Consider the following 19,498-nt stretch of genomic DNA (forward strand, 5'->3'; position numbering starts at 1 on the left):
CCTGAAATAGGAATATATGAATAACATGCTAACATGCTATATAGCCTAACTGACATGTTAGTTTGTCTCGGGAAAATATTAACATGTTAGTTGCTCAGGCGTCAATACAATTCTGCGCTGTGGATTTCACTGTATTTCGAGTCAGTCGCGGGATAACAATGGGAGCCTTTCAGCAAGAACAGAGAAAGCCCCCACGGCATGGCCGCAGGGGCTGGGTGCTGCTTATTAAGTTTAAATGTTCGGAAGAAGTACAGCAATGAACAGCAAGCCCGGCATTAAGGTAGCAGGAAACCCTTTGAAGCCCGCTCTATTCTTCAGGGCCGCAATAATTACCATATTCAGCAGCTGACCTGCCAGGACAGGCAAGACTGCAAAGAGCGGTCCTGCTCTATTGACGGATTGCAGGGAAACTATAGTCAGCAGGGAATAAAAAGTCAGATCTCCTGTACCGATGACCGGAATGAGCCCCCGCCTCCCGGGAACCGGAAGGCAGACCGATAGACGGGCGGCTGTATTCGTATGCTCCATTAACCGGGCGTTGAGCGTGAAACGTCCTCTTTTGGTGAAGCTGAACACATCCATGATCACCATTCCGAAGGCAGCGCCAATCACCGTACTCTCCGAGACGAATACGTAGGCTGACAGCAGATACGCCAGCAGAACTGCACAGATGATGTTCAAGCCATTATGCAAATAGATAACATTCCGGCTGACAGCATGCTTCCAGACCCAACAATTAAGCGCTAAGGCTGCTGCAAATCCTGCAACAGCCACCTGCTCTGAACATCCGCGAACGGCAGCTGCCAGCAGTACGATGAGGCCAGTAAGCAGGAAAATATAGGTCAGCTCCCAATGCATCCTGTTCTTAACGGGCGCATCCATCAGAAATCCCTCCAGTCAAATATAGAACATCGTCTTACTCTTCCACTAGTCCGGTTACATCTGCTTACTGTACTTACGGATGTAGAACAGCTGCAGGAAACAGCCGAGAACATATAGTCCGATGGTCGACAGCACTACCCACAGAGCGGTCCCGCCGAATATAAACAGAAACGACAGCGCAATCATAACCACAATCATTACATCGAAGGCTTTGGCCTTCGCTTTCATCCGGATGGCCGTGTGGCGTTCGTCGCGCAGTTCAATGACAGCCTGCTTCCTTAGCTTAGGGTGTTTGGCATAATAACACTGAATGATAAGCTGGGCGGCACTCATACTGAACAGCCCCGAGCCTATACCAAGACCTAACCCGGCTAGTCTCTCAGTACTTTCATTCATCGTCAGAAGCCCGGCAGCAGCCAGAATCCCCCCAAGCAGCAGCAGAAAAGAAAACAGCCAGATCTTCTTGTTCATCTTCATTCGGATTCCTCCTCATAGATAAAAATATCCTCAATGGCCAGTTTGAAATAGCGGGCGATTTTGAAGGCTAGAATGATGGACGGGTTATACCTCCCGTTCTCAAGCGAACCGATGGTCTGTCTGGAGACCTCGAGCGCCTCGGCCAGCTCTTCTTGTTTAATTCCCCGCTCCTTCCGAAGCTGTTCCAGCCTGTTATCCATACCTTCACCTCGCATATGTAAAGTTAACTTTCCATAATAATATCACTCACTCTCTGTTATGTAAAGCGTACTTTCCATCACTCTGTGTTTACTCACACAAAAAGAAAAGCATAAAATCACCCTAACGGGTAATTATGCCGGAGTTTTATTTGCTGTAGCAAATGGAGTCGGTATTGATGAAGTAGATGATTCGCAGAATATTTCGAGCACGCTGAGCGATCTATTCGGCAAACAGCCGGTATTCAAATGGTAATTGGATTATCCGGCCAACATGAGATAGAACTATGGGAAATGTTGAATTTGAAGGGCAGCGTCATTGCATTGGGGGGGAGCCTCTCGGATGAGGGGGGAGCTTTCGGGAATGGCATAAGTATCATTGGCCCAAGGGATGAGCAACGGCCTCAACTATCTGCCCACAAAAAAACAGGTTCTAACCCGGCTATACAAAGCCGATTCAGAACCTGTATTTGATAAATATGATGCGGTCAAGAGGACTCGAACCTCCACGATATTGCTATCACTGGCACCTGAAGCCAGCGCGTCTGCCAATTCCGCCATGACCGCATATTCGGTTGACTTGCTTACGCAGTCACAAGATAGATCTTATCATGCTGGGATTTCAGAGTCAACCTTTTTATATTTTTTTAATTTTGTTTATTTCCAATAATTTTCAAGATGAATATTGCATTTACTTACCCAAAAGATGTATAATGAGAACAAAGGTTCGCATACTATAAATGAGGTGATTTATATGGCGACTACCAAGAGAAACACCCTAATCACACCAACACTTCCTGAAGATATAACCAAAGACGAATTGTCCCTTGTCAGAAGCTATCTGCTGCTAACGTTTATCCATAAAGTGTTTGAGCGCGATTGCCGAGTTATTGGTAAGAGCGGTCTCTTCAAGACTCCACAGCTCTACATGGAGCTGGTCTCCAGCGCCACGAAGAAGACTTCGCTGATGCTGCAGGAGGTTACCCGTGAGCTTACGTCGCATCAGCTGAAGATCAATACCATCCGCCAGGATCAGCGCGGAGTTACGGCCGAGTATACCTGCCGGGGATACTCCGGGGATATCCATATCCTATGGCCCGGCTTCCGCAACGAGATGATGCTGCGCATGCGCGCTTATCTCGGGCTGGGTGCCGAGCTTGCCTCCGTTCTTCCCCGTGAAGAACGTGTCGAGCAGATGGCCTTATCTTTCTAGGCCGTTACTGGTTAATCCACAAAGAGCCTCGTCCTATTTACTGGACGAGGCTCTTTGTGTACCTACACTTCCTAGAGGTTCCATATAGTTTGAATTTCAACAAAAGCGGAACCATTCCATTCCTCATACCTGTCCCGTTGTCCGCAGAGCGAGCCTGAGATTGTTAAATTAACACTACATAGGCATAATTCTTGTACGTATTGCAACTTTGATTCCTCGATACTTGGGCATTCGGACAGATTGTTGTATGAAATACAATAATTCCTCCACCAAACCGCTAGAACAAAGAGAGATGTTGCCTTTTATACACCAACTTCGGATTAGGGCCGAATTCCGGAGGAAAATGTTGTATTCTGTGCAGGATCTAATAAGAAATATGATAAAAGTTCAATCTGTATCGGGCGCGGCGCTCCCCTACTTAATGACCTTTTCAATTTCCTTCATCTCTGCATCCGGGAACAGCTTCGCCACATGCTCAGCAATCCGTGACTTCGATTCCGCGGGCTTATCAGCGTAACGCGAGGTAACCCATTCTTCCCCGTATACATGCTCACTCATCGCATACCGCCCGACTCCCCAGCCGTACGGACGCCCCTCTTTATCCTGCTTGTATTCAAATCTGCTGGCTGTAATATAGGTCTGCATCTGCAGATGCGTCATTGCGGTGTCGAAGCCCTTAGCCCCGTTTTTCCCGAAGCCGGCCAGCTGCTTAAGCTCATTGGAGAGTAGTCCCTCACTGTGTTCCAATAGCACATCCATAATTTGTTTGCTGGGCATGGAGGCTAGTCCATCATCATATCTGGCGTCGAAGTCGTATCCGTCCCGGCGGTAATTGGCGAAGTCAGGGTACCATGCTTTGCTGATAAACCCGGCTTTTTTGTTAAAAAGCTTCGCATAAGCGATCTCGCCCCCTGCGGCAACTTCCTCACGCCACTCCCACGGCCCCTCCACATCCTTCACGAACCAGTAGCCCGCAGGCGTGCATTCCTGCAGGGAGAAACCATCAATCTCACAGCGGAATAAAGGAAGGAAACCTATCTCACGCACCAGACCGGCTAACTCCCGCGCATTCTTAATTACTGGCAGCTTCATGCCTGCCCTCCCGGACTATAAGTCCAGCCTTCGTCCCCGTGATAGATCATCAGCTTGGACATTCCGCCATCGATCTTTATATTCTCCCCGGTGATGAACCCTGCAGCATCACTGCACAGGAAAAGCACCATAGCCGCGATATCCGGCGGTGTGCCTACCCGTCCAGCCGGATGCTGCAGCAGGTCCGGCTCCGAATGAACCGGGTCCGCTGCTTCTCCCGTACCCTGATAGGCAGTGGTATCAATCCAACCGGGGCTGATCGCATTCACCCGCACTTTACCGGCCAGACTTACACTAAGGCCGTGGGTCAACGCACCAATGCCGCCTTTGGCGGCAGTATAGCTCTCCGTATCCGGCTGGGACATTCGCTCCCGGCTTGAAGAGATATTCACGATGGACGCTCCCGGAGCGAAATATTCCTTAAGCCGCAGTGTCAAATAATATGGCGCAGTTACCCCGATCCGCTGCACATATTCGAAATCCTCGTAGCTGCACTCCGACAGCAGGCCTTTTTTGCTAATGCAGGCATTGTTAATCAGGTAATCCACATGTCCGAATTTGCTGATAACCTGTGCGGTGAAATCCTCAATGACCGAACGCTCCGCAATATCTCCCGGATAGAACAACAGCCGCTCCGCTCCATACTGCTCCTCCAGCCAGCGTCCGGCCGCAAGATCGGTATCTATGCAGGCAACCACCGCTCCCGCCTTCAGCAGCTCCTCCGTTATACAGCGTCCAATTCCGTTAGCGCCGCCGGTGATGACAGAGATTTTATTCTGATGGTTCATATGCTCCTCCTCAGGCAGTTCAATATAAGGGTCCCGCATAATCAGCAAAAGTACGCTCTGGAGCGCACTCTGCTGATTGTAAAGCTGTAATTAATAAAGGGCATTCAGCGTATTCCGTTTGCTGTTTATAAGGTATCTGCTTCCGGTCTCGGCTCGCTGAACGGCTGATACAGATAGTTCCGGTCCAGCTTCACTACCCGCTTATTCGGACGCCGGATCATTACCTGGGACTCATCCCAGGCCAGCACAATCCCCTTCACATCATTGCTCTCCAGTCCATCGCGCACCACACGTATCTTTTCACCGGAAATCCGGTAGGCATCGAGCTGTTCATCACTAATCATAATTGTTCTACTCCCCTCTCTATCCTTAGCTTGTCCAATATTTGCCTAAATCGAATCATGAAAAAGACCCAAATGATAAATCATCCGGGTCTAGTTATGAACTAAGTAAGTCTGTATGTCTTATGAAGTTCTTATATCAGCGCTTCATTCTTCTCAAACCAGAAGTCAAGAACTTTAGCGGACATCACCCGTTGTTCCAGATATTCTACCTGATGATCCGTGAATTTCTGTCTCCAGTTGAAGGACAGCTCTTCACATAAACTTGTGATTGTCAGAAGCTCCGACCAAGCTACGTAGCGTTTGTACCAGAAAAACTGAGGATGTTCGATCATATAGGGGTACAAATCGTCGAACTCCGTGTGTTTGCAATCCAGCGCACGTTCGAAGTGATCCTTAGCCTCGGTTAGTTTATCAATAAAAAATTGCTCTGTCACCGGTTCTTTCCCCATTGTGACGCCTCCTCTCTCATGTCTAATTTTTATTATAAAGGAAAACTTATAGGGTGAAAAGCAGTTGTTTCAAAAATAGGCTATGTTCCTGTATTTGTCACTTAAATCCTACCCGAAAGTAATCGTTCCCTCACTAAGAGAGGTAATATCGACAAGCGACTCCAGACGAATACCCTGTTCCCGGATTGTACGGGCGCCAGCCTGGAAGCTTTTCTCGACCACTACGCCCAGACCCACAAGCTCGGCGCCGGAACGCTGGATGATCTTGATCAGGCCGCGCGCGGCGTCTCCGTTGGCGATGATATCGTCGATAAAGAGGATTTTGTCATGCTCCGAGATGTATTGGCGGGACAGCATGATATCCGTGACGATCCCTTTGGTAAAAGACGGCACCCGTTCGCATAGGGCATCGGGATCAGCGAGCAGCGTTTTTTTGCGCCGGGCAAAGACCAGTGGCACCTTCATCTCATAAGCGGTGGCAAATGCCACGGCAATACCCGAAGACTCCACGGTAACTACGCGTGTCACTCCAGCCTCAGCAAATCTGCGGGCAAACTCCCGTCCCATTTCCATCGTCAGCATCGGATCAACCTGGTGGTTAAGCAGACCGTCCAGCTTCAGCACCTGATCCGAAATGACGACCCCTTCCTCCAAAATCCGCTGTTTCAATAATTCCATGACTTTGAACCTCCATTACCTTTATAATTCCAGACGTTCCACTGTAATAACAGCTTATTCACTAGGCGGAAGTCATGTCCTTCTGTTCCTCATCATAACCTGTACTATGCGGACTGCACAAGGCAATCCTGCCCGCACCGCTATTTAAATCTTCGCAGCATTCAGAGGAGGAGAACCATGAAGTCCCGAGTCCGCACATTGCAGATCGCTTTTACCTATATTGGCACCATTGTGGGTGCCGGCTTCGCCACCGGCCAGGAGATTCTCCGTTTCTTCACAAGATACGGCCACTGGGCCTTGCTGACCATCCTGTTCTCCACCGCGATATTTATTTGGCTTGGCACCAAAATGATGATTATCGCCCGGCGGATTGAGGCAGACTCCTATGAAGATTTCAACCGCCATCTGTTTGGAGAAAAGGTCGGCTCCAGCATCAGCCTGTTCACCATGATTATTCTGATTGGCGTGAACAGCATTATGCTGGCGGGTGCCGGGGCTATTTTTAAGGAGCATCTCGGAATGCCCTATCAGGCGGGGCTGCTGCTCACGATTCTCGGGTCCTATCTGCTGCTGAAGCGGGGCATTTCCGGAATCCTGCAAATCAATAGCCTGGTGGTTCCTTTGATGCTTACTCTGTCGCTAATTATTGTATTTAATACGCTGGGTGTTCCCGGTGCAGACCGATTCCTGTTCCTGCCGACAGACCATAGCTTCTTCGGTGCCTGGATGTCTCCGCTCCTGTATACCGCCTTTAACCTAGGCATGGCCCAGGCCGTGCTTGTTCCGTTGGCCCGGCATACCGAGGACGAGCAGGCGCTTGTACGGGGAGGGATTCTGGGCGGAGCCGGAATCGGGTTCATGCTGCTGGCAGCCCACTTTGCCATGAGTTCACAAATGCCGGGAATTCTGCAGTTCGAGATCCCGATGGGCAGCATCGCCTTCCGGCTGGGTCCCATCGTGCAGACGATTTTTCTGCTGCTGATCTTCATGGAAATCTTCAGTACCTTCGTCGCTGACATCTACGGGGTTAGCGTTCAACTGCAGCAGCGCCTGCCGGTCGCTCCAGCCCTGGTAACCCCGCTGCTTATGCTGGTCTGTTATGTGTTCAGCCAATTCGGCTTCAGTTCCCTGCTCGGGGTATTCTACCCGATCTTCGGCGCCCTGTGCCTGGTGTGGGCGGTCATGCTGATGCGTGCTCCCATGTCACAGCCGCCGCGGCCAAGCGGTCCGCCTGCCTCTGGAACCGGAGGTAAGGGCATCACCATTGTGGCGGTTAAGCCGGTGATCCGGACTACACGGAAATAACCGCAGCAGCAGGTATGATCCCCGCCACCGCTTCGGCCACATGCCGGTGGCAGGTCATCATCACAATCTGCCGGGATACCGACAACTCGCCCAGTAATCCGAGAGCCGCATGTAAGCGGTGTTCATCGAAATTGACAAACAAATCGTCGAAGAACAGCGGCAGGTTCACCTGACTGCTCATGGTCTCCGAAAGGGCCAGCCGGATCGCCAGATACAGCTGTTCCGCCGTCCCCCGGCTAAGCAGTCCGCTGTCCATCAGCCCGGCATCCTTATGCTCCGCTTTCAGCTCCTTGTGCCCCAGAGTCATTACGATCCGGCGGTACTCCCCATGCGTCAGCTTAGAGAAATATACAGAGGCAAGCTGCAGCACCTGCGGCTGCTTCTCCTGTTCATAGATCCGCCGCGTCCGTCCCATAAGCTCGGCCGCCAGCGCCGTTACCGCATATTGCCCGGCCAGATTATGCAGCGCCGCCCGCTGTTCTTCCAGCTGCTGAAGCGCCGAGTCCTCCATGCACCGCCCCCTCAGGTCCTCCCGTTCCTGCAGCAGCTTGCCGCGCTGCTGGAGCAGGGAACTGCGTTCTTCCTCCAGGCTTAACACCGCTTCTTCCGCCGCCATACGTTCCTGTTCAAGCACCCGGGCATCCCGATGCTCCAGCAGCAAGAGCAGTTCTGCCTTGCCTTCCTGCTCCCATCCGCCAAACATAGCCAGCTCCCACTGCCGTACCGACCGCGTCAGCTCACTATGCCTCATCCAGGCCGATGAACGGCGCAGGAATTGTTCGCCGTTCTCAGCGCCGCCTTCCTGAAGGAGCCTGCTGCTCCGCCCGTTCAGCTCCTTCTGCTCTCTCCGGTTCGCAGCCAGTTCCTCATGAACTTGGGTAAGCCGCGCCTCTATACTCTCCCTGCGCAGCAGCTCTGTCTTCAGCGCCTCCCATTCCCGCTTCCGCAGCTCCAGCCAGGTTAGCAGTGAAAGAGAGTCCGGTGAAGCTTGAGTTGAAGCCCGGGCTCCGGCAGGAGGTTCAGCTTGGGGCTCCGGCTGCGGGCCTGATTGTGAGTTGGGATGTACGGGAGAGCTCAAAGTAACAGAGGAGTGATCCCTGCGGGCATCGGCAGCAGCCTCAGTATCTCTAAGCAGAATCATCCCTTCCTGCTCATAAGCAGCGCACTCTGACTCCAGTCCGCTGAGCCGGAGGGATAATTTGCCCTGCTGGCGCAGCAGTTCATTGCCTTGCTCCGCCAGGGCGAAGATATCCGGCAGGCCGTCCGGTGAGAGCCCTTCCGGCAGCCCCCGCTGGCGCAGCCATTCTTCATAACGAGCGGCCAGCTCCGTGAAGCTGGCTTCGGCATGGTCCAGCTCCTCTGCCAGTACCCGCTCCTGTCCGGCCAGCACCGCGAGCTCCGTGCGGCAGGCCTCGACTTCAGAGGTCTGCCGTTCGACGCGCTGGCGCCAGGCGTTCCACGCCTCCATCAGGCGGCGCAGCTCCTTCATCCCGGCCTCCAGCCCGCCGGCATCTTGTATGCCGCTCTCCGGCTTCGCCCCGGAGAGCAAAAGCCCGCGCAGCCGCAGCATCTCCGCTGCGGCCTTTCCTGCCTCCCCGCCGCCCGGCGCAGGCGGCGGATTAACGGCCGCCGCTGCGCGCAGGGCGGCCCACAGCCCCAGGTCCGCTGCGGCCAGCAGGCCGAGCGCGGACCATGCGCTGACCGGCGGCGCGCCGGTCAAGAGCAGCGCAGGCGGCAGCAGCAGCGTAAGCGCTGCGCCCGCCTGCAGGAGGCGCCGGTAGCGCTGAGCCCGGCGCCCGTTCCCGCCGGGGCGGCTGTCCCCGGCGGCAGTGCCTCTGCGGCGCGGGACCTCCGCGCCGCCTGCAGAGCCGCCGAGCAGCGCTTCGCGCCAGCGCTCGGCGGCCTGCTGCAGCTCGTCCCACAGCTGCAGCAGTTCACGCGGGCTGCGCTTCGCAATGCCCGCGAAGTCCGCTGCGCCGCTTGCGTACCCCTGCGCAAGCTGGCGTTCGGCCGCCTGCAGCGCAGCACTGGCGGCGGCCGTTCTGGCGCGGAGGCTCAGCAGCTCCGCGCCCCTGGTCTCCATTTGCCGGTCGTATCCGGCAAATGACGCAGCGTAGCGCCGCGCGGCTTCCCGGTCCGCCGCGCTGGCTGCGAAGCCCCCCAGCTCAGCGGCGCTCCAGCCCGCGCCAATGCTGCGCAGGGTACGCTGGAGCTGTTCGCCCAGCGCGGCAAGCTCGCCCGTCAGCCGCTGCCGCTCCGTGCGCTTGTCCTCATAGCTGCCCCGTCTGCGGTCCAGCGCTTCGAGAGCCGGCCCCTGCTGCTCCAGCAGGGGATCAGGCGGCTTCGCGGCAAGCTCAGCCGCAAGGTCTGCCTTCAGCCGTTCCAGGCGGAACGCCGCACCCTCCAATCCCCGCTGATCGCCCTCCAGTGACTTCCAGCGGTCCACCCCAGCTTCAGGGAACGCATCAATCTGCGGAAGCTCTGCCAGCTCAAGACGGGCTTCAGACCATTTCAGCCACAGCTCGCGGATCTCCTGTGCCTTCCGCAGCTTAAGCAGCCGGTCTGCCGCGGTTTCCCGGCTATCTTTCATCTGTAACAGCTTCTGCTCTACCGCTTCCAGAGCCAGCGTATTCTCATTATATCTGGGCAGATAGGAGCGGCTCTCCGCTACCTCCCGTTCCAGCTTCTCAATAGACTGCAGAATCTTGGCGGCATCCTGCACCTTGCCCCGTGGCTTGTAGAGCTTCTCGGCATCCTGGACCAGGCGTTTCTCCGCCCGCATAATCTCGCCGCCGCCGCCCATCCCGGCATGGAACAGGTAGCTGCTCATCTCACCGGACTGCAGCGCGCCAAGCTCCTGCAGCTCGTCCAGCGAGACGGCGAACAGCTGGCGGAACATACTCCGCGAGATGCCGCCCAGCAGGCGGCGCTCCAGCTCAGCCTGCTGCAGCTCCTCAGTGGTTCCATCCGGATGGCTAAGTGTAATCTGCAGCTTCTCGCCTCTTCCCGGTCCTTCACCGCCGGAAGCAAACCGCCGGATCGTCCAGAGGGCGCCTGTGTCGTCACGCGCATTCAGCACCCCGCCATGTATTCCGCCTTGCAGCGGCTCATACCGCTCGGCAGGATACGCCCGGCCGGGGATGCCGTACAGCATCGCGCGGATAAACTGCAGGGTAGTGCTTTTGCCGGCTTCATTACGCCCGAAGAGCACAGTGACCCCCTCATTCAGCTTCATCTCCCGCCGGGCCAGACGGCCATAGCCGTCAATCCGCAAAGACTCAATTTTCATTCAGCATCCCCCCCGCTCTCGCCATACAGTCAGGTCCGCCGCTTCCCCGTCACTGCCCTCTTCCTCCGGCATCGCCTTACTCACCGCTGATCCGCCGGCTCCGTCTCTTTCCAAGGACCCGCTGGCCCGGGCAGACAGAAGCTCTTCTCCTGCCGCAGGACCCTGCGGTACACCGGCTTGCTCCTCCACTCCGCTGAGCAGCACAGTGCCCAGCTCCGCAGCCCTGCTTAGCCAGTCCCGCTTCTCTTCGCTCCCTGTGGACATGAGCAGCTTGCGCAGCTCCTGATTCTCCATTAGCGGCCTTAGCGCAGTGGAGATCAGCTCCTCCAGCTCCTGGTCGTTCCCGCCGCTCCGTCCGGCAAGCCGCAGCATTTCGCCGAGGAAGCTGTCCTCCAGCAGCAGACGGCCCCGGTCAATCGCCAGTCCCGTTTCCATAGCGAAGCCTTCGGTCCATACGAGACCTGCATACTCCTTACGTTCCGCACGGACTGTTTCCCTCCGCTGCAGCTCAGCGAGCAGATCCTCCGCAGCCCCCTTCTCCGTCAGCACCTTATGTATAGCACCCCGCCCGGTCAGACGGAACCTTACGACAGACATCAGCTGCGGTGTTTCTTCCCGGATGTCTTCAACCGCATTCTCAACGGCTCGCGTTAACGAAGCCTCATCCGCCAGACCCTCCACCGGGATCTCACGGACCTGCCAGCGCACACTGTCCAGTTCATGGAAGGTCAGTGACGCAGCACCTTCTGCATCCACCTGGACGGTGTAGCAGCCTTTAGGGCCGGTTTCCTTGATGCTCCGTCCCTGAATATTTCCCGGATAGACAATGGGCGGACGATCATGCAGAATACTGCGTTTATGAATATGCCCCAGCGCCCAATAGTCGTAGCCTCTCCCGATCAGATCCTTGCGGCTGCAGGGAGAGTACGTCTCATGCTGGAGATCCCCGTCCACATTGCCGTGCAGCAGCGCAATGTGGAACAGGTTGCTGCCCGGTTGACGGTTAAACCGCAGCGCCGTATTCTCAGTCACTTTGGCAGTCGGATAGGAGATCCCGCTGATCACGGCTACCTCCCTGCCGTCCTCTCTGCGGCGGGCGATGGCCTGTTCCGGTTCGCTGCCGCCGAACACTGTAACGTGATCAGGAGGTGCCGCTGCAAGACGCGGCCCGTCCAGCGGATCATGATTTCCGTGAATCAGGAACACCTGAATCCCGTGCTGCCCGAGTTCCTCCAGGGCTTCCCGGAACCGGAGCTGACCCTGGAGAGAGGCATCGGAGACATCATAGACATCCCCGCTGATGACTACGAAATCTACCCTTTGCTCTATAGCTACGCCAACAAGCCGCCCGAGGGCGGCGAAGGTGGACTCCCGGAGATAGGAGCGTATAGCCTGCGGCAGATGGGACAGCCCTGCAAACCGGCTGTCCAGGTGCAGATCCGCAGCATGCAGGAATCGAAAAGGAATCATACCCTCACCCCTTCATTCCCGGCTGATACTGCAGGTATGTCTTCTTCAGTTCATTGGCTACCCGGGTCAGGGAATAGAGGCTCTTGGCCTTATCCCAGGCCGAACGGGACAGCTCATAACGGTAGCCGGGATCACTGATCACTTTCTCAAGGGCATCCGCCAGTCCCAGCTCATCATCCGGATTCACCAGCAGCCCGTTGACGCCATCTTCAATCTGCTCGGGAATCCCGCCGACATTCGTCCCGACAAGTGCGAGGCAGCTGAGTGCAGCTTCCGCAAAGACTGACCCGAACGCTTCCGCCCGCGAAGGGAGGACAAAAATATCAAAGAACGGCATGAATTCCTCCGGATGCAGCGTATAGCCGTAAAAGATCGTTTCATTATAAATTCCCAGATCCTGCGCCAGCTGCTCCAGCTCCGCCCGGCTCGGTCCATCCCCGATAATATGCAGCACATATTCATGGCCCCGCTTTTTGAGCTCGGCACAAGCCTTGAACAGTGTATCTATTCCTTTGGCCGGTACCAGACGGGTAACAGTGACCAGCTGCGGAATATCATTGTCATGGGGCACAGGCTTGAATCTCTTCTCGTCGAATCCGTTCGGAATGACGCCGATGCTGCCGGGCTGATCTATATAAGGAGTTAAATATTCGGCAAAAGCGCGCGAAACCGTCATCAGCCTGTCGCTGACATGCTCCAGCTCCCGGTAAATCGAGACCAGAAACTGATGCTCCAGGCCGCCCTCCTGGATGGCTCCGTTCAGAATCAGCTCGCGCTCATAGCTGGAGTGCAGCGTTTGAATTAAAGGAATTTCCGGATATATTCTTTTCATCGCCAGCCCGGCAATCGGGTGATGGGCATGGATCAGATCATAGCTTTTGCTCATCCGCAGCTTCGTCCACCAAATATAATCGCGGTAGGTTTGGATATATTTTTGCACAACCGGACTTTCGCCATATTGCGTCCAGTCAAAGGTTTCAAAAACAATTTCTTCGCGTCCCTTGCCCCGGATCCGTTTGGGCAGCCAGAACAAATCCATCTCCCAGCGGCTGGAACGGAAGCGTTCCTGCAGATAAGGGATCATAGAAGATACACCACCGGGCTGCTCCGGCGGGAAGAATAGCGCTTGCAGCAAGTTCATAAGGTACATCTCCCTTTACAATTGCCCTGATTACGGTGAGACCCGGCAATTATGATATAGTTGTGTATATGTAGAAGTACAATTACAGGTACGCTAAAGTCCATACTTTGATTTTATCGGTATCTACCTGAAACAGCAACTAAGATGACAGCTTTACTTATCTTGGATTTTGACTAGAGGAGAATGAAGTATGAATGAAGAACGGCTGCCTGCCGCTTACACCGCTGACATTAGAGAGATGCTGGGGGATACGGCAGACGCTTTTCTGGAGAGCTATCAGGCACGGCGGACTCAAGGTCTGCGGTTCAATGGTTTAAAAAGCATTTCAGATCCGGGCCGCGCCGCAGCGGAGCAAGCAATATCCCAATTTAGTCTGTCGCCGGTACCTTGGTGTCCGGCAGGATTTTATTATGAAGAGCCTGCACGGCCGGGGAGACATCCTTATCATACCGCCGGACTATATTATATTCAGGAGCCCTCGGCAATGTCCGCAGCTGAGCTGCTTGGACCTCTTCCCGGGGAGACTGTGCTCGATCTTGCTGCCGCTCCCGGCGGCAAAACCACCCATATTGCCGCGCTGATGCAGGAACAAGGCTTGCTGATATCCAATGAAATACATCCGGAGCGGGCCAAAATACTCGCAGAAAATGTAGAGCGGCTTGGGATAGGGAGCGTGCTTGTCACCTCGGCAACCCCGGGGGAACTCTCCAAGCGGTTCCCTGAAGTCTTTGACCGGATTATGCTTGATGCGCCTTGCTCGGGTGAAGGAATGTTCCGCAAAGATCCTGCTGCCGTAAGCGAATGGTCACCGAAGCATGTGGAGATGTGTGTTGCCAGACAGTGGGATATATTGCAGGATGCCTACCTCATGCTGAAGCCGGGCGGCAGTATGGCTTACTCGACCTGCACCTTTAACCGCAAAGAAAACGAAGAGACGATCGAACACTTCATACAGAGCTATCCCGATATGGAGCTGATCGTTACGAAACGGCTGTGGCCTCATTTGGAAAAAGGCGAAGGGCATTTCGTAGCCCTGCTTCGCAAGGCAGTTGTAGAGCAAGATACCGAAGCCTCACAGCGCCAAGGCCGCAGCAAACGCGGAGACCGCGGCAAGAACAGTCCGAAAGTAAACGCCTCGCTCCGGGATGCCTATCAGCAGTTTATGAGCTGGTCGTCGGTAGAACTGCCCGGGTTTGCCGGGAGCGGCGTACCGCTTCTCTTCGGTGATTCCCTGTATCTGCTGCCCGAAGCATTCAATGACCGGCTGCACACCGGCCTGCTCGACGGCCTTAAGGTTCCGCGTGCCGGACTGCATATTGCCCACTTGAAGAAAAACCGGATTGAACCCGCCCACGCTCTGGCCATGGCGCTGAGACCGGATCAGGCGGCGCGGAGCTATGATATGCCATCCGCCGGGCCGGAAATTCAGGCCTGGCTGCGCGGGGAGAGTCTGCCCGTTCCGGCCAGCCTGCATGGCTGGACGCTGGTCAGCGTGGATGGCTTGTCTGTAGGCTGGGGCAAAGCCAGCTCCGGCCAGCTGAAGAATCACCTGCCCAAGGGCCTGCGGATTCTGAAAGCCCATGTTGATGAGGTTTAGGCTGCTGACCAGTTCAGGAAGCCTCCTCACGCATATGATGTCATTATCCCATGGAGCTCCGCTGAACTACTAACGCGGCAATGGGAACAGACATGAGTCAAGGGAGGAATCAGACATGGGTGCAGTTCCAGGCTTCACATCGACCGGTGCGATTTTGGTGCTCTTCATATTGCTCGTTATCATTTCCCGTTCGTTGTTTGTCTAATTCCGCTTTAGCAGCATAGCGTATAGACACAAGCGGCCCGGCCGTTCCTTTCAGGAGCGGCAAGGCTGCTTTTTTGCGTTTTTTATTTGCGCTTTTTATATACTTTTTTCTTATTATCCGAACGGAACTCCACAAAAAAAGCACAGCACAGAGCCCCCAAGGCACTGAACCATGCTTTATGTAAGTCTTCGTCTTCTGCAAGCTTCACTGATCCTGAATGCTGTGAAGCAGCCCGGGCTGTGGGAATAGTTGGATTTTCAACACTTAATCATTCTGTCTCTGCTGCTTTGCCAATAATAAGTGGATTTCCGTCACTAATTTCGCCCAGATTCCCGATTTTCTACAGAGGGAGTGAAATTAAGTGTCTTTTTTCCAACTGCTGCCCTGTAACTGCAGATTTCCGCATAATTAGATGACGTTTTTCTACTTAGCACACCGCCGGGCCAATCATTCTACCGCGCAACAAAACGCCTACGCCGAGTAACTCAAAGAATATCTAAGCGGAGCATTTACCGGAGAACCAGAATTTTACCAAGACAGAAGTCAAGAAGACAGGCAGTATTTCACCAGCGCATCGCGTACACCATTGTCATTATTCGTTCCGGTAACCGCATCTGCTGCTGCTTTGACCTCAAGCGGTGAGTTGTCCATAGCAACACCCAGGCCGGCATACGTCAGCATAGAAATATCATTATAATAATTGCCGATCGACAGGACCTGCTCCTGGGGAATGCCCAGCTCTGCGGCCAGGTTCTTCAGGGCATTGCCTTTGGAGGCTTCCGGGTGCATGAAGTCCACGAAGAACTCTCCGCTGCGCAGAATATTGTACTGTTCTCCCCAGGTAGCCCATTCACGCTGTGCTTCATCCAGAATATCAGACTGCGTGAACACGGTGAATTTCACAATCGGTTCGCGGAAATCCTCCCAAGCAGGCAGAGATGCAGGCATTATGCGGAAATGCTCGTACATGAAGTTGGCTTCTTTGGTCAAGTTCTCGACATTATCGACATACATATCGAATGCAGTGTTAACATCGAAATGGATATCATGTTCGCGGCAATACGCGATATACGGATCGAGTCCCCTAGCGTCCATTCCATACTGGTGCAGTACTTTGCGGTCCTTCACACTCACCGTCACTGCTCCGTTATGCCCCAGCACATACCCCGACAAGTCCATCTCTTCCATGAACGGAATCGAATTCTGCGGGCTGCGCCCTGTACACAATACGATCTGGCCGCCCTGGCGGGTAACCTCGGCAATGGCCGCTTTATTCTCGTCACTTAAGTGATGATCATCGTTCAGCAGCGTTCCATCCACATCAAGTGCTATCAGCTTGTATTTCATACTCCACCATCCTTATTTCTCTGTATAATATACCTCACTCTGTCTCAAAAGCTTACCTAACCCCCATCAACTAAGATTCCGTTTATATCAAAGGTTGTGTAAATCCTTCACCCGCACAGCTGCCCAAAATCGGCTGAATAGTGCGTGAGTCTCGGAGGTACTGTAAGTGAGCCATACGTAAGTTTAAAACTCCTGTACTCATTCCACGTGACTGTTCCTGTCCTTACAAGGCAACGCCTGTATTTCTCCAACAAGAATGTATTTTCGTGCTAACAGACCTTAACGCTAGCACGCACCTCCACTATTTCGTACAATTAAAGGGCCATTGTACCTTGGTTGTCACCCATTTGGGCAGATTTAGTTGTACAGAATACAGTTATAAGACGTAAGCATCCCTTTTCGCTGTTTTTAATTGTACATTATACAACTATCACTGAATTTCCATTTGGACGAAGCATATCAAAAGCAGCATTGTTGAATACACTCGCTTTTTCAGTTCTGAAGTTGTACTAGCTAGCTAACATCCGCTACGGTCCGGCGTACAGTCGTTTCACCTTTATTACATGCAAGCCCCGGCGGTCCGCCGAAGTTGTATTAGCCTTGCACCCTTTAGGATCTGGCAATCTGCCAGGTCTGCTCTTCATTTGCTGGATATGCTGCTCCATCACTTATATCCGCTAGCTTATTCCTCCGCTCCGCCCCGGCGCAGAAGCTCCAGGTCTTCAGCAGTCAGTTCCCGGCAGGCGCCGAGCGGCAGGCTCTCATCCAGCTTCAGCTCACCCATCGATACGCGCTTCAGGAAAACGACCTTCTTCCCGACCGCCACGAACATCCGCTTCACCTGATGGAATTTGCCCTCCGTGATCGTGAGCGAGATATACGACAGCACCTTGCTGCCTCTTTCTCTGCTCAGAATCCTTAGGCTTGCTGGCAGCGTCACATACCCATCCTCCAGCTCCACCCCGGCTGCAAAAGCGGCCACATCCGCCGCATCGACCTCACCTTCGACCGTAGCTTCGTAGGTTTTGGGTACATGCTTACGCGGGGACAGCAGCTCATGAGCCAGCTTGCCGTCGTTCGTAAGCAGCAAGAGGCCCACAGTATCCTTATCCAGCCGTCCCACCGGGAACGGCTCGAACAGCGCATGCTCAGCTTTAAGCAGATCCAGAACGGTACGGTCACGTTTGTCCTCAGTCGCGGACAGGACGCCTGGCGGTTTATTCATCATCAGATAGATGTATTCACGGTAAAGAACCGGCTCACCGCCAACCTCGATCATGTCCTGCCCGGGGTCTACATGAAATCCGCTGTCTTTGACGACAGCGCCATTCACCGTAATCATCCCCTGCTTCGCCTGCTTGCGGATATCGCTGCGTGAGCCAATACCCATATGGGACAATATTTTATCGATCCGCTGCTTCTTATTCGTATTTCCTGCTCCACTCATAATCTATGTCCACCTCCAGCCTGCGGGATATTCGTTCTTCAGCATACCGTCCTGCCATTTGCCCCAGCCTGCGCTGAAGCCGTCAATACAGACGAGCGTGTAACCTTTGGAGGCATGACCGGCCTTAATGGACAGACGTTCCTGCGGAATCGACAAGGTCTCTCCCTTCAGGTAGGAGACAGCTTCACCGCTTGCACTGGACAGCGACACACTTCGGCTGCTCTCCGCAGGATGCAAGGCTGTTGCCAGCGGATGCCCGGGAATAAATCGGCCGCTCTTCATATGTCCGACATACCAGCCCGGTCGGATCGTCTTCAGTCCGTCCAGCGCTTTACGCGGCAACGGCGAGAGATACAAGTGATCTCCGAACCATACCGGATATCCGGCGGGCATCGTCCCAAGCAGCTCCTGAATAAAATCAGCATATACCGCAAGCGATGCTTCTTCCCCGGTTCCCTGAAGCTGCCGTCCGGCAGCAGCTCCAGTTTTGCCAGGCCCCCGTCCGCCCTTACCTCCGCGCCCGTTCTCAGCTTTACCTGCCGAAGCTTTGACAGGGGAAGCAGACCTGTTATCCCGGTTACGCGGAGATACGGATACGGTCGCCTCTTTGAAGTCCGCCCTTGCTTCTATGAGGTCTGCTCTTGCCTCTATACCTGCCTCTCCGGCTATATCAGGACTTCCGTCATGCCGCAGAACAGCCATGAAGTGTCCTTCGCCCATGACCTTATGCGGCCACAGCCGCGCGGCACCCGGCAATGGACCTAATCCGGCAGCAAAAGAACCGCTGCCGCCCACCGGTACCAGCGAGAACTGCGGATGACCGGATAAGAAGTCATCAATCATCTCTTCATTCTCCTCCAAGGCGAAGGTACATGTCGAGTACACGACCGTTCCGCCCGGCTTCAGCGCTGCCGCTGCCGCCGCAAGGATATCCCGCTGCATACCGGCATATTTGGCCGGAGTTTCCGGTTCCCACTGCTTGACCATATCCTCGTCCTTGCGGAACATGCCTTCACCGGAGCAAGGCGCGTCAATCAGTATCCGGTCAAAGAACCCGGGGAATGCGGCTGCAATCCGCTCCGGGCTCTCATTCAGTACAATTCCGTTACGCACTCCATACAGCTCCAGATTCTTGGCAAGTGCCTTCGTCCGTTCCGGATGAAGGTCGTTGGTAATCAGCAGACCTTCGCCTTGTAGCTTGGCGGCAATCTGCGTGGATTTGCCGCCGGGCGCAGCACACAGATCCAGTACCCGGTCACCCGGCTGAACGCCAAGCAATTCGACGGGCGCCATGGCACTGGGCTCCTGGATATAATATAACCCGGCATGATAATACGGGTGTTTGCCGGGTCTGGCTCCCTCTCCGGTATAGAAACCGGTAGGGCACCAGGGAATAGGCTCTAGCCCGAAAGGGGATCGTCCGCGCAGCTCGTCCACAGTAATTTTCAGCGTATTTACGCGGATTCCTCCGTAGGGAGACTGCTTATATGTATCCACAAATTGATCGTACTCAGTTCCCAGCAATTCTTTCATGCGCTCCATGAAAAGCCCGGGCAGTTGTGCCGCCATGATGCCGT

The 19,498-nt window shown here is 54.4% G+C and carries 18 protein-coding genes and 1 tRNA gene; 4 read left to right on the forward strand and 15 right to left on the reverse strand.

What is annotated here, in order from left to right:
- Positions 1-231 precede the first annotated feature (231 nt).
- From MKX70_RS27295 to MKX70_RS27310, 4 genes are all read right to left on the reverse strand, one after another.
- The gene (locus tag MKX70_RS27295) at positions 232-882 is read right to left on the reverse strand and encodes a hypothetical protein (protein WP_042235077.1); all 651 of its coding nucleotides are present in this window, start codon (positions 880-882) and stop codon (positions 232-234) included.
- Between the two features lie 54 nt (positions 883-936).
- Entirely contained in the window at positions 937-1,359 is a 423-nt protein-coding gene (locus MKX70_RS27300; RefSeq protein ID WP_052416239.1) for a hypothetical protein, read from the reverse strand.
- The gene (locus MKX70_RS27305; protein WP_042135783.1) at positions 1,356-1,559 is read right to left on the reverse strand and encodes a helix-turn-helix transcriptional regulator; all 204 of its coding nucleotides are present in this window, start codon (positions 1,557-1,559) and stop codon (positions 1,356-1,358) included. Before MKX70_RS27305 ends, MKX70_RS27300 begins: the two co-directional genes overlap by 4 nt.
- 480 nt (positions 1,560-2,039) lie before the next feature.
- Positions 2,040-2,123: transfer RNA gene (locus MKX70_RS27310), tRNA-Leu, on the reverse strand.
- 187 nt (positions 2,124-2,310) lie between these two features.
- Between MKX70_RS27310 and MKX70_RS27315 the strand changes: the two genes are divergently transcribed.
- Positions 2,311-2,769 carry a hypothetical protein gene (locus tag MKX70_RS27315; RefSeq protein WP_042135775.1) on the forward strand — a complete coding sequence of 153 codons (459 nt, stop codon included), beginning with the start codon at positions 2,311-2,313 and terminating at the stop codon, positions 2,767-2,769.
- Positions 2,770-3,183: 414 nt separating this feature from the next.
- Here the strand turns inward: MKX70_RS27315 and MKX70_RS27320 are convergent, their stop codons facing one another.
- The 5 genes from MKX70_RS27320 to MKX70_RS27340 form a co-directional block, all read right to left on the reverse strand.
- Positions 3,184-3,861, reverse strand: a complete 678-nt coding sequence (locus MKX70_RS27320; protein ID WP_340841270.1) for an AlkZ-related protein — start codon at positions 3,859-3,861, stop codon at positions 3,184-3,186.
- Positions 3,858-4,649, reverse strand: coding sequence for an SDR family oxidoreductase (locus tag MKX70_RS27325; RefSeq protein WP_340788199.1), 792 nt, complete (start codon positions 4,647-4,649; stop codon positions 3,858-3,860). The genes MKX70_RS27320 and MKX70_RS27325 overlap by 4 nt, the downstream gene beginning before the upstream one ends.
- Before the next feature lie 125 nt (positions 4,650-4,774).
- Entirely contained in the window at positions 4,775-4,993 is a 219-nt protein-coding gene (locus MKX70_RS27330) for a hypothetical protein (RefSeq protein ID WP_042135771.1), read from the reverse strand.
- A 131-nt stretch (positions 4,994-5,124) separates the two neighbouring features.
- The gene (locus tag MKX70_RS27335) at positions 5,125-5,442 is read right to left on the reverse strand and encodes a hypothetical protein (protein WP_039309077.1); all 318 of its coding nucleotides are present in this window, start codon (positions 5,440-5,442) and stop codon (positions 5,125-5,127) included.
- Between the two features lie 108 nt (positions 5,443-5,550).
- On the reverse strand, positions 5,551-6,120 hold the full coding sequence (locus tag MKX70_RS27340) for a xanthine phosphoribosyltransferase (protein ID WP_042235070.1): 570 nt from the start codon (positions 6,118-6,120) through the stop codon (positions 5,551-5,553).
- Between the two features lie 177 nt (positions 6,121-6,297).
- Here MKX70_RS27340 and MKX70_RS27345 point away from each other — a divergent pair, with 177 nt between their 5' ends.
- A complete protein-coding gene (locus MKX70_RS27345) occupies positions 6,298-7,425 on the forward strand; it encodes a YkvI family membrane protein (RefSeq protein WP_340841271.1) in 1,128 nt (375 codons plus the stop codon).
- Here MKX70_RS27345 and MKX70_RS27350 read toward each other — a convergent pair.
- From MKX70_RS27350 to MKX70_RS27360, 3 genes are read right to left on the reverse strand one after another with little or no spacing between them, the layout of a single operon-like run.
- The gene (locus MKX70_RS27350) at positions 7,412-10,714 is read right to left on the reverse strand and encodes an AAA family ATPase (RefSeq protein WP_340841272.1); all 3,303 of its coding nucleotides are present in this window, start codon (positions 10,712-10,714) and stop codon (positions 7,412-7,414) included. The genes MKX70_RS27345 and MKX70_RS27350 overlap by 14 nt on opposite strands.
- A complete protein-coding gene (locus MKX70_RS27355; RefSeq protein WP_081956469.1) occupies positions 10,715-12,184 on the reverse strand; it encodes a metallophosphoesterase family protein in 1,470 nt (489 codons plus the stop codon).
- A 4-nt stretch (positions 12,185-12,188) separates the two neighbouring features.
- A complete protein-coding gene (locus tag MKX70_RS27360) occupies positions 12,189-13,325 on the reverse strand; it encodes a glycosyltransferase family 4 protein (protein ID WP_042135763.1) in 1,137 nt (378 codons plus the stop codon).
- 190 nt (positions 13,326-13,515) lie between these two features.
- Between MKX70_RS27360 and MKX70_RS27365 the strand changes: the two genes are divergently transcribed.
- Together MKX70_RS27365 and MKX70_RS27370 are read left to right on the forward strand one after the other, a co-directional pair.
- A complete protein-coding gene (locus MKX70_RS27365; RefSeq protein WP_042235064.1) occupies positions 13,516-14,922 on the forward strand; it encodes an RsmF rRNA methyltransferase first C-terminal domain-containing protein in 1,407 nt (468 codons plus the stop codon).
- Between the two features lie 115 nt (positions 14,923-15,037).
- Complete coding sequence (locus MKX70_RS27370) at positions 15,038-15,127, forward strand: sporulation protein YjcZ (RefSeq protein ID WP_197073075.1); 90 nt, start codon at positions 15,038-15,040, stop codon at positions 15,125-15,127.
- A 543-nt stretch (positions 15,128-15,670) separates the two neighbouring features.
- On the opposite strand, the gene MKX70_RS27375 is transcribed toward MKX70_RS27370, so the two are convergent.
- From MKX70_RS27375 to MKX70_RS27385, 3 genes are all read right to left on the reverse strand, one after another.
- Positions 15,671-16,474, reverse strand: a complete 804-nt coding sequence (locus MKX70_RS27375; RefSeq protein ID WP_042235060.1) for a Cof-type HAD-IIB family hydrolase — start codon at positions 16,472-16,474, stop codon at positions 15,671-15,673.
- 682 nt (positions 16,475-17,156) lie between these two features.
- The gene (locus MKX70_RS27380; protein ID WP_042235058.1) at positions 17,157-17,921 is read right to left on the reverse strand and encodes a pseudouridine synthase; all 765 of its coding nucleotides are present in this window, start codon (positions 17,919-17,921) and stop codon (positions 17,157-17,159) included.
- Positions 17,922-17,924: 3 nt separating this feature from the next.
- Positions 17,925-19,490 (reverse strand): RsmB/NOP family class I SAM-dependent RNA methyltransferase, encoded by a 1,566-nt coding sequence (locus MKX70_RS27385; RefSeq protein ID WP_042235056.1) that lies wholly within the window; start codon positions 19,488-19,490, stop codon positions 17,925-17,927.
- Positions 19,491-19,498 lie beyond the last annotated feature (8 nt).

The organism is Paenibacillus sp. FSL R7-0312 (genome assembly GCF_038004445.1).
Classification (GTDB): domain Bacteria; phylum Bacillota; class Bacilli; order Paenibacillales; family Paenibacillaceae; genus Paenibacillus_AQ.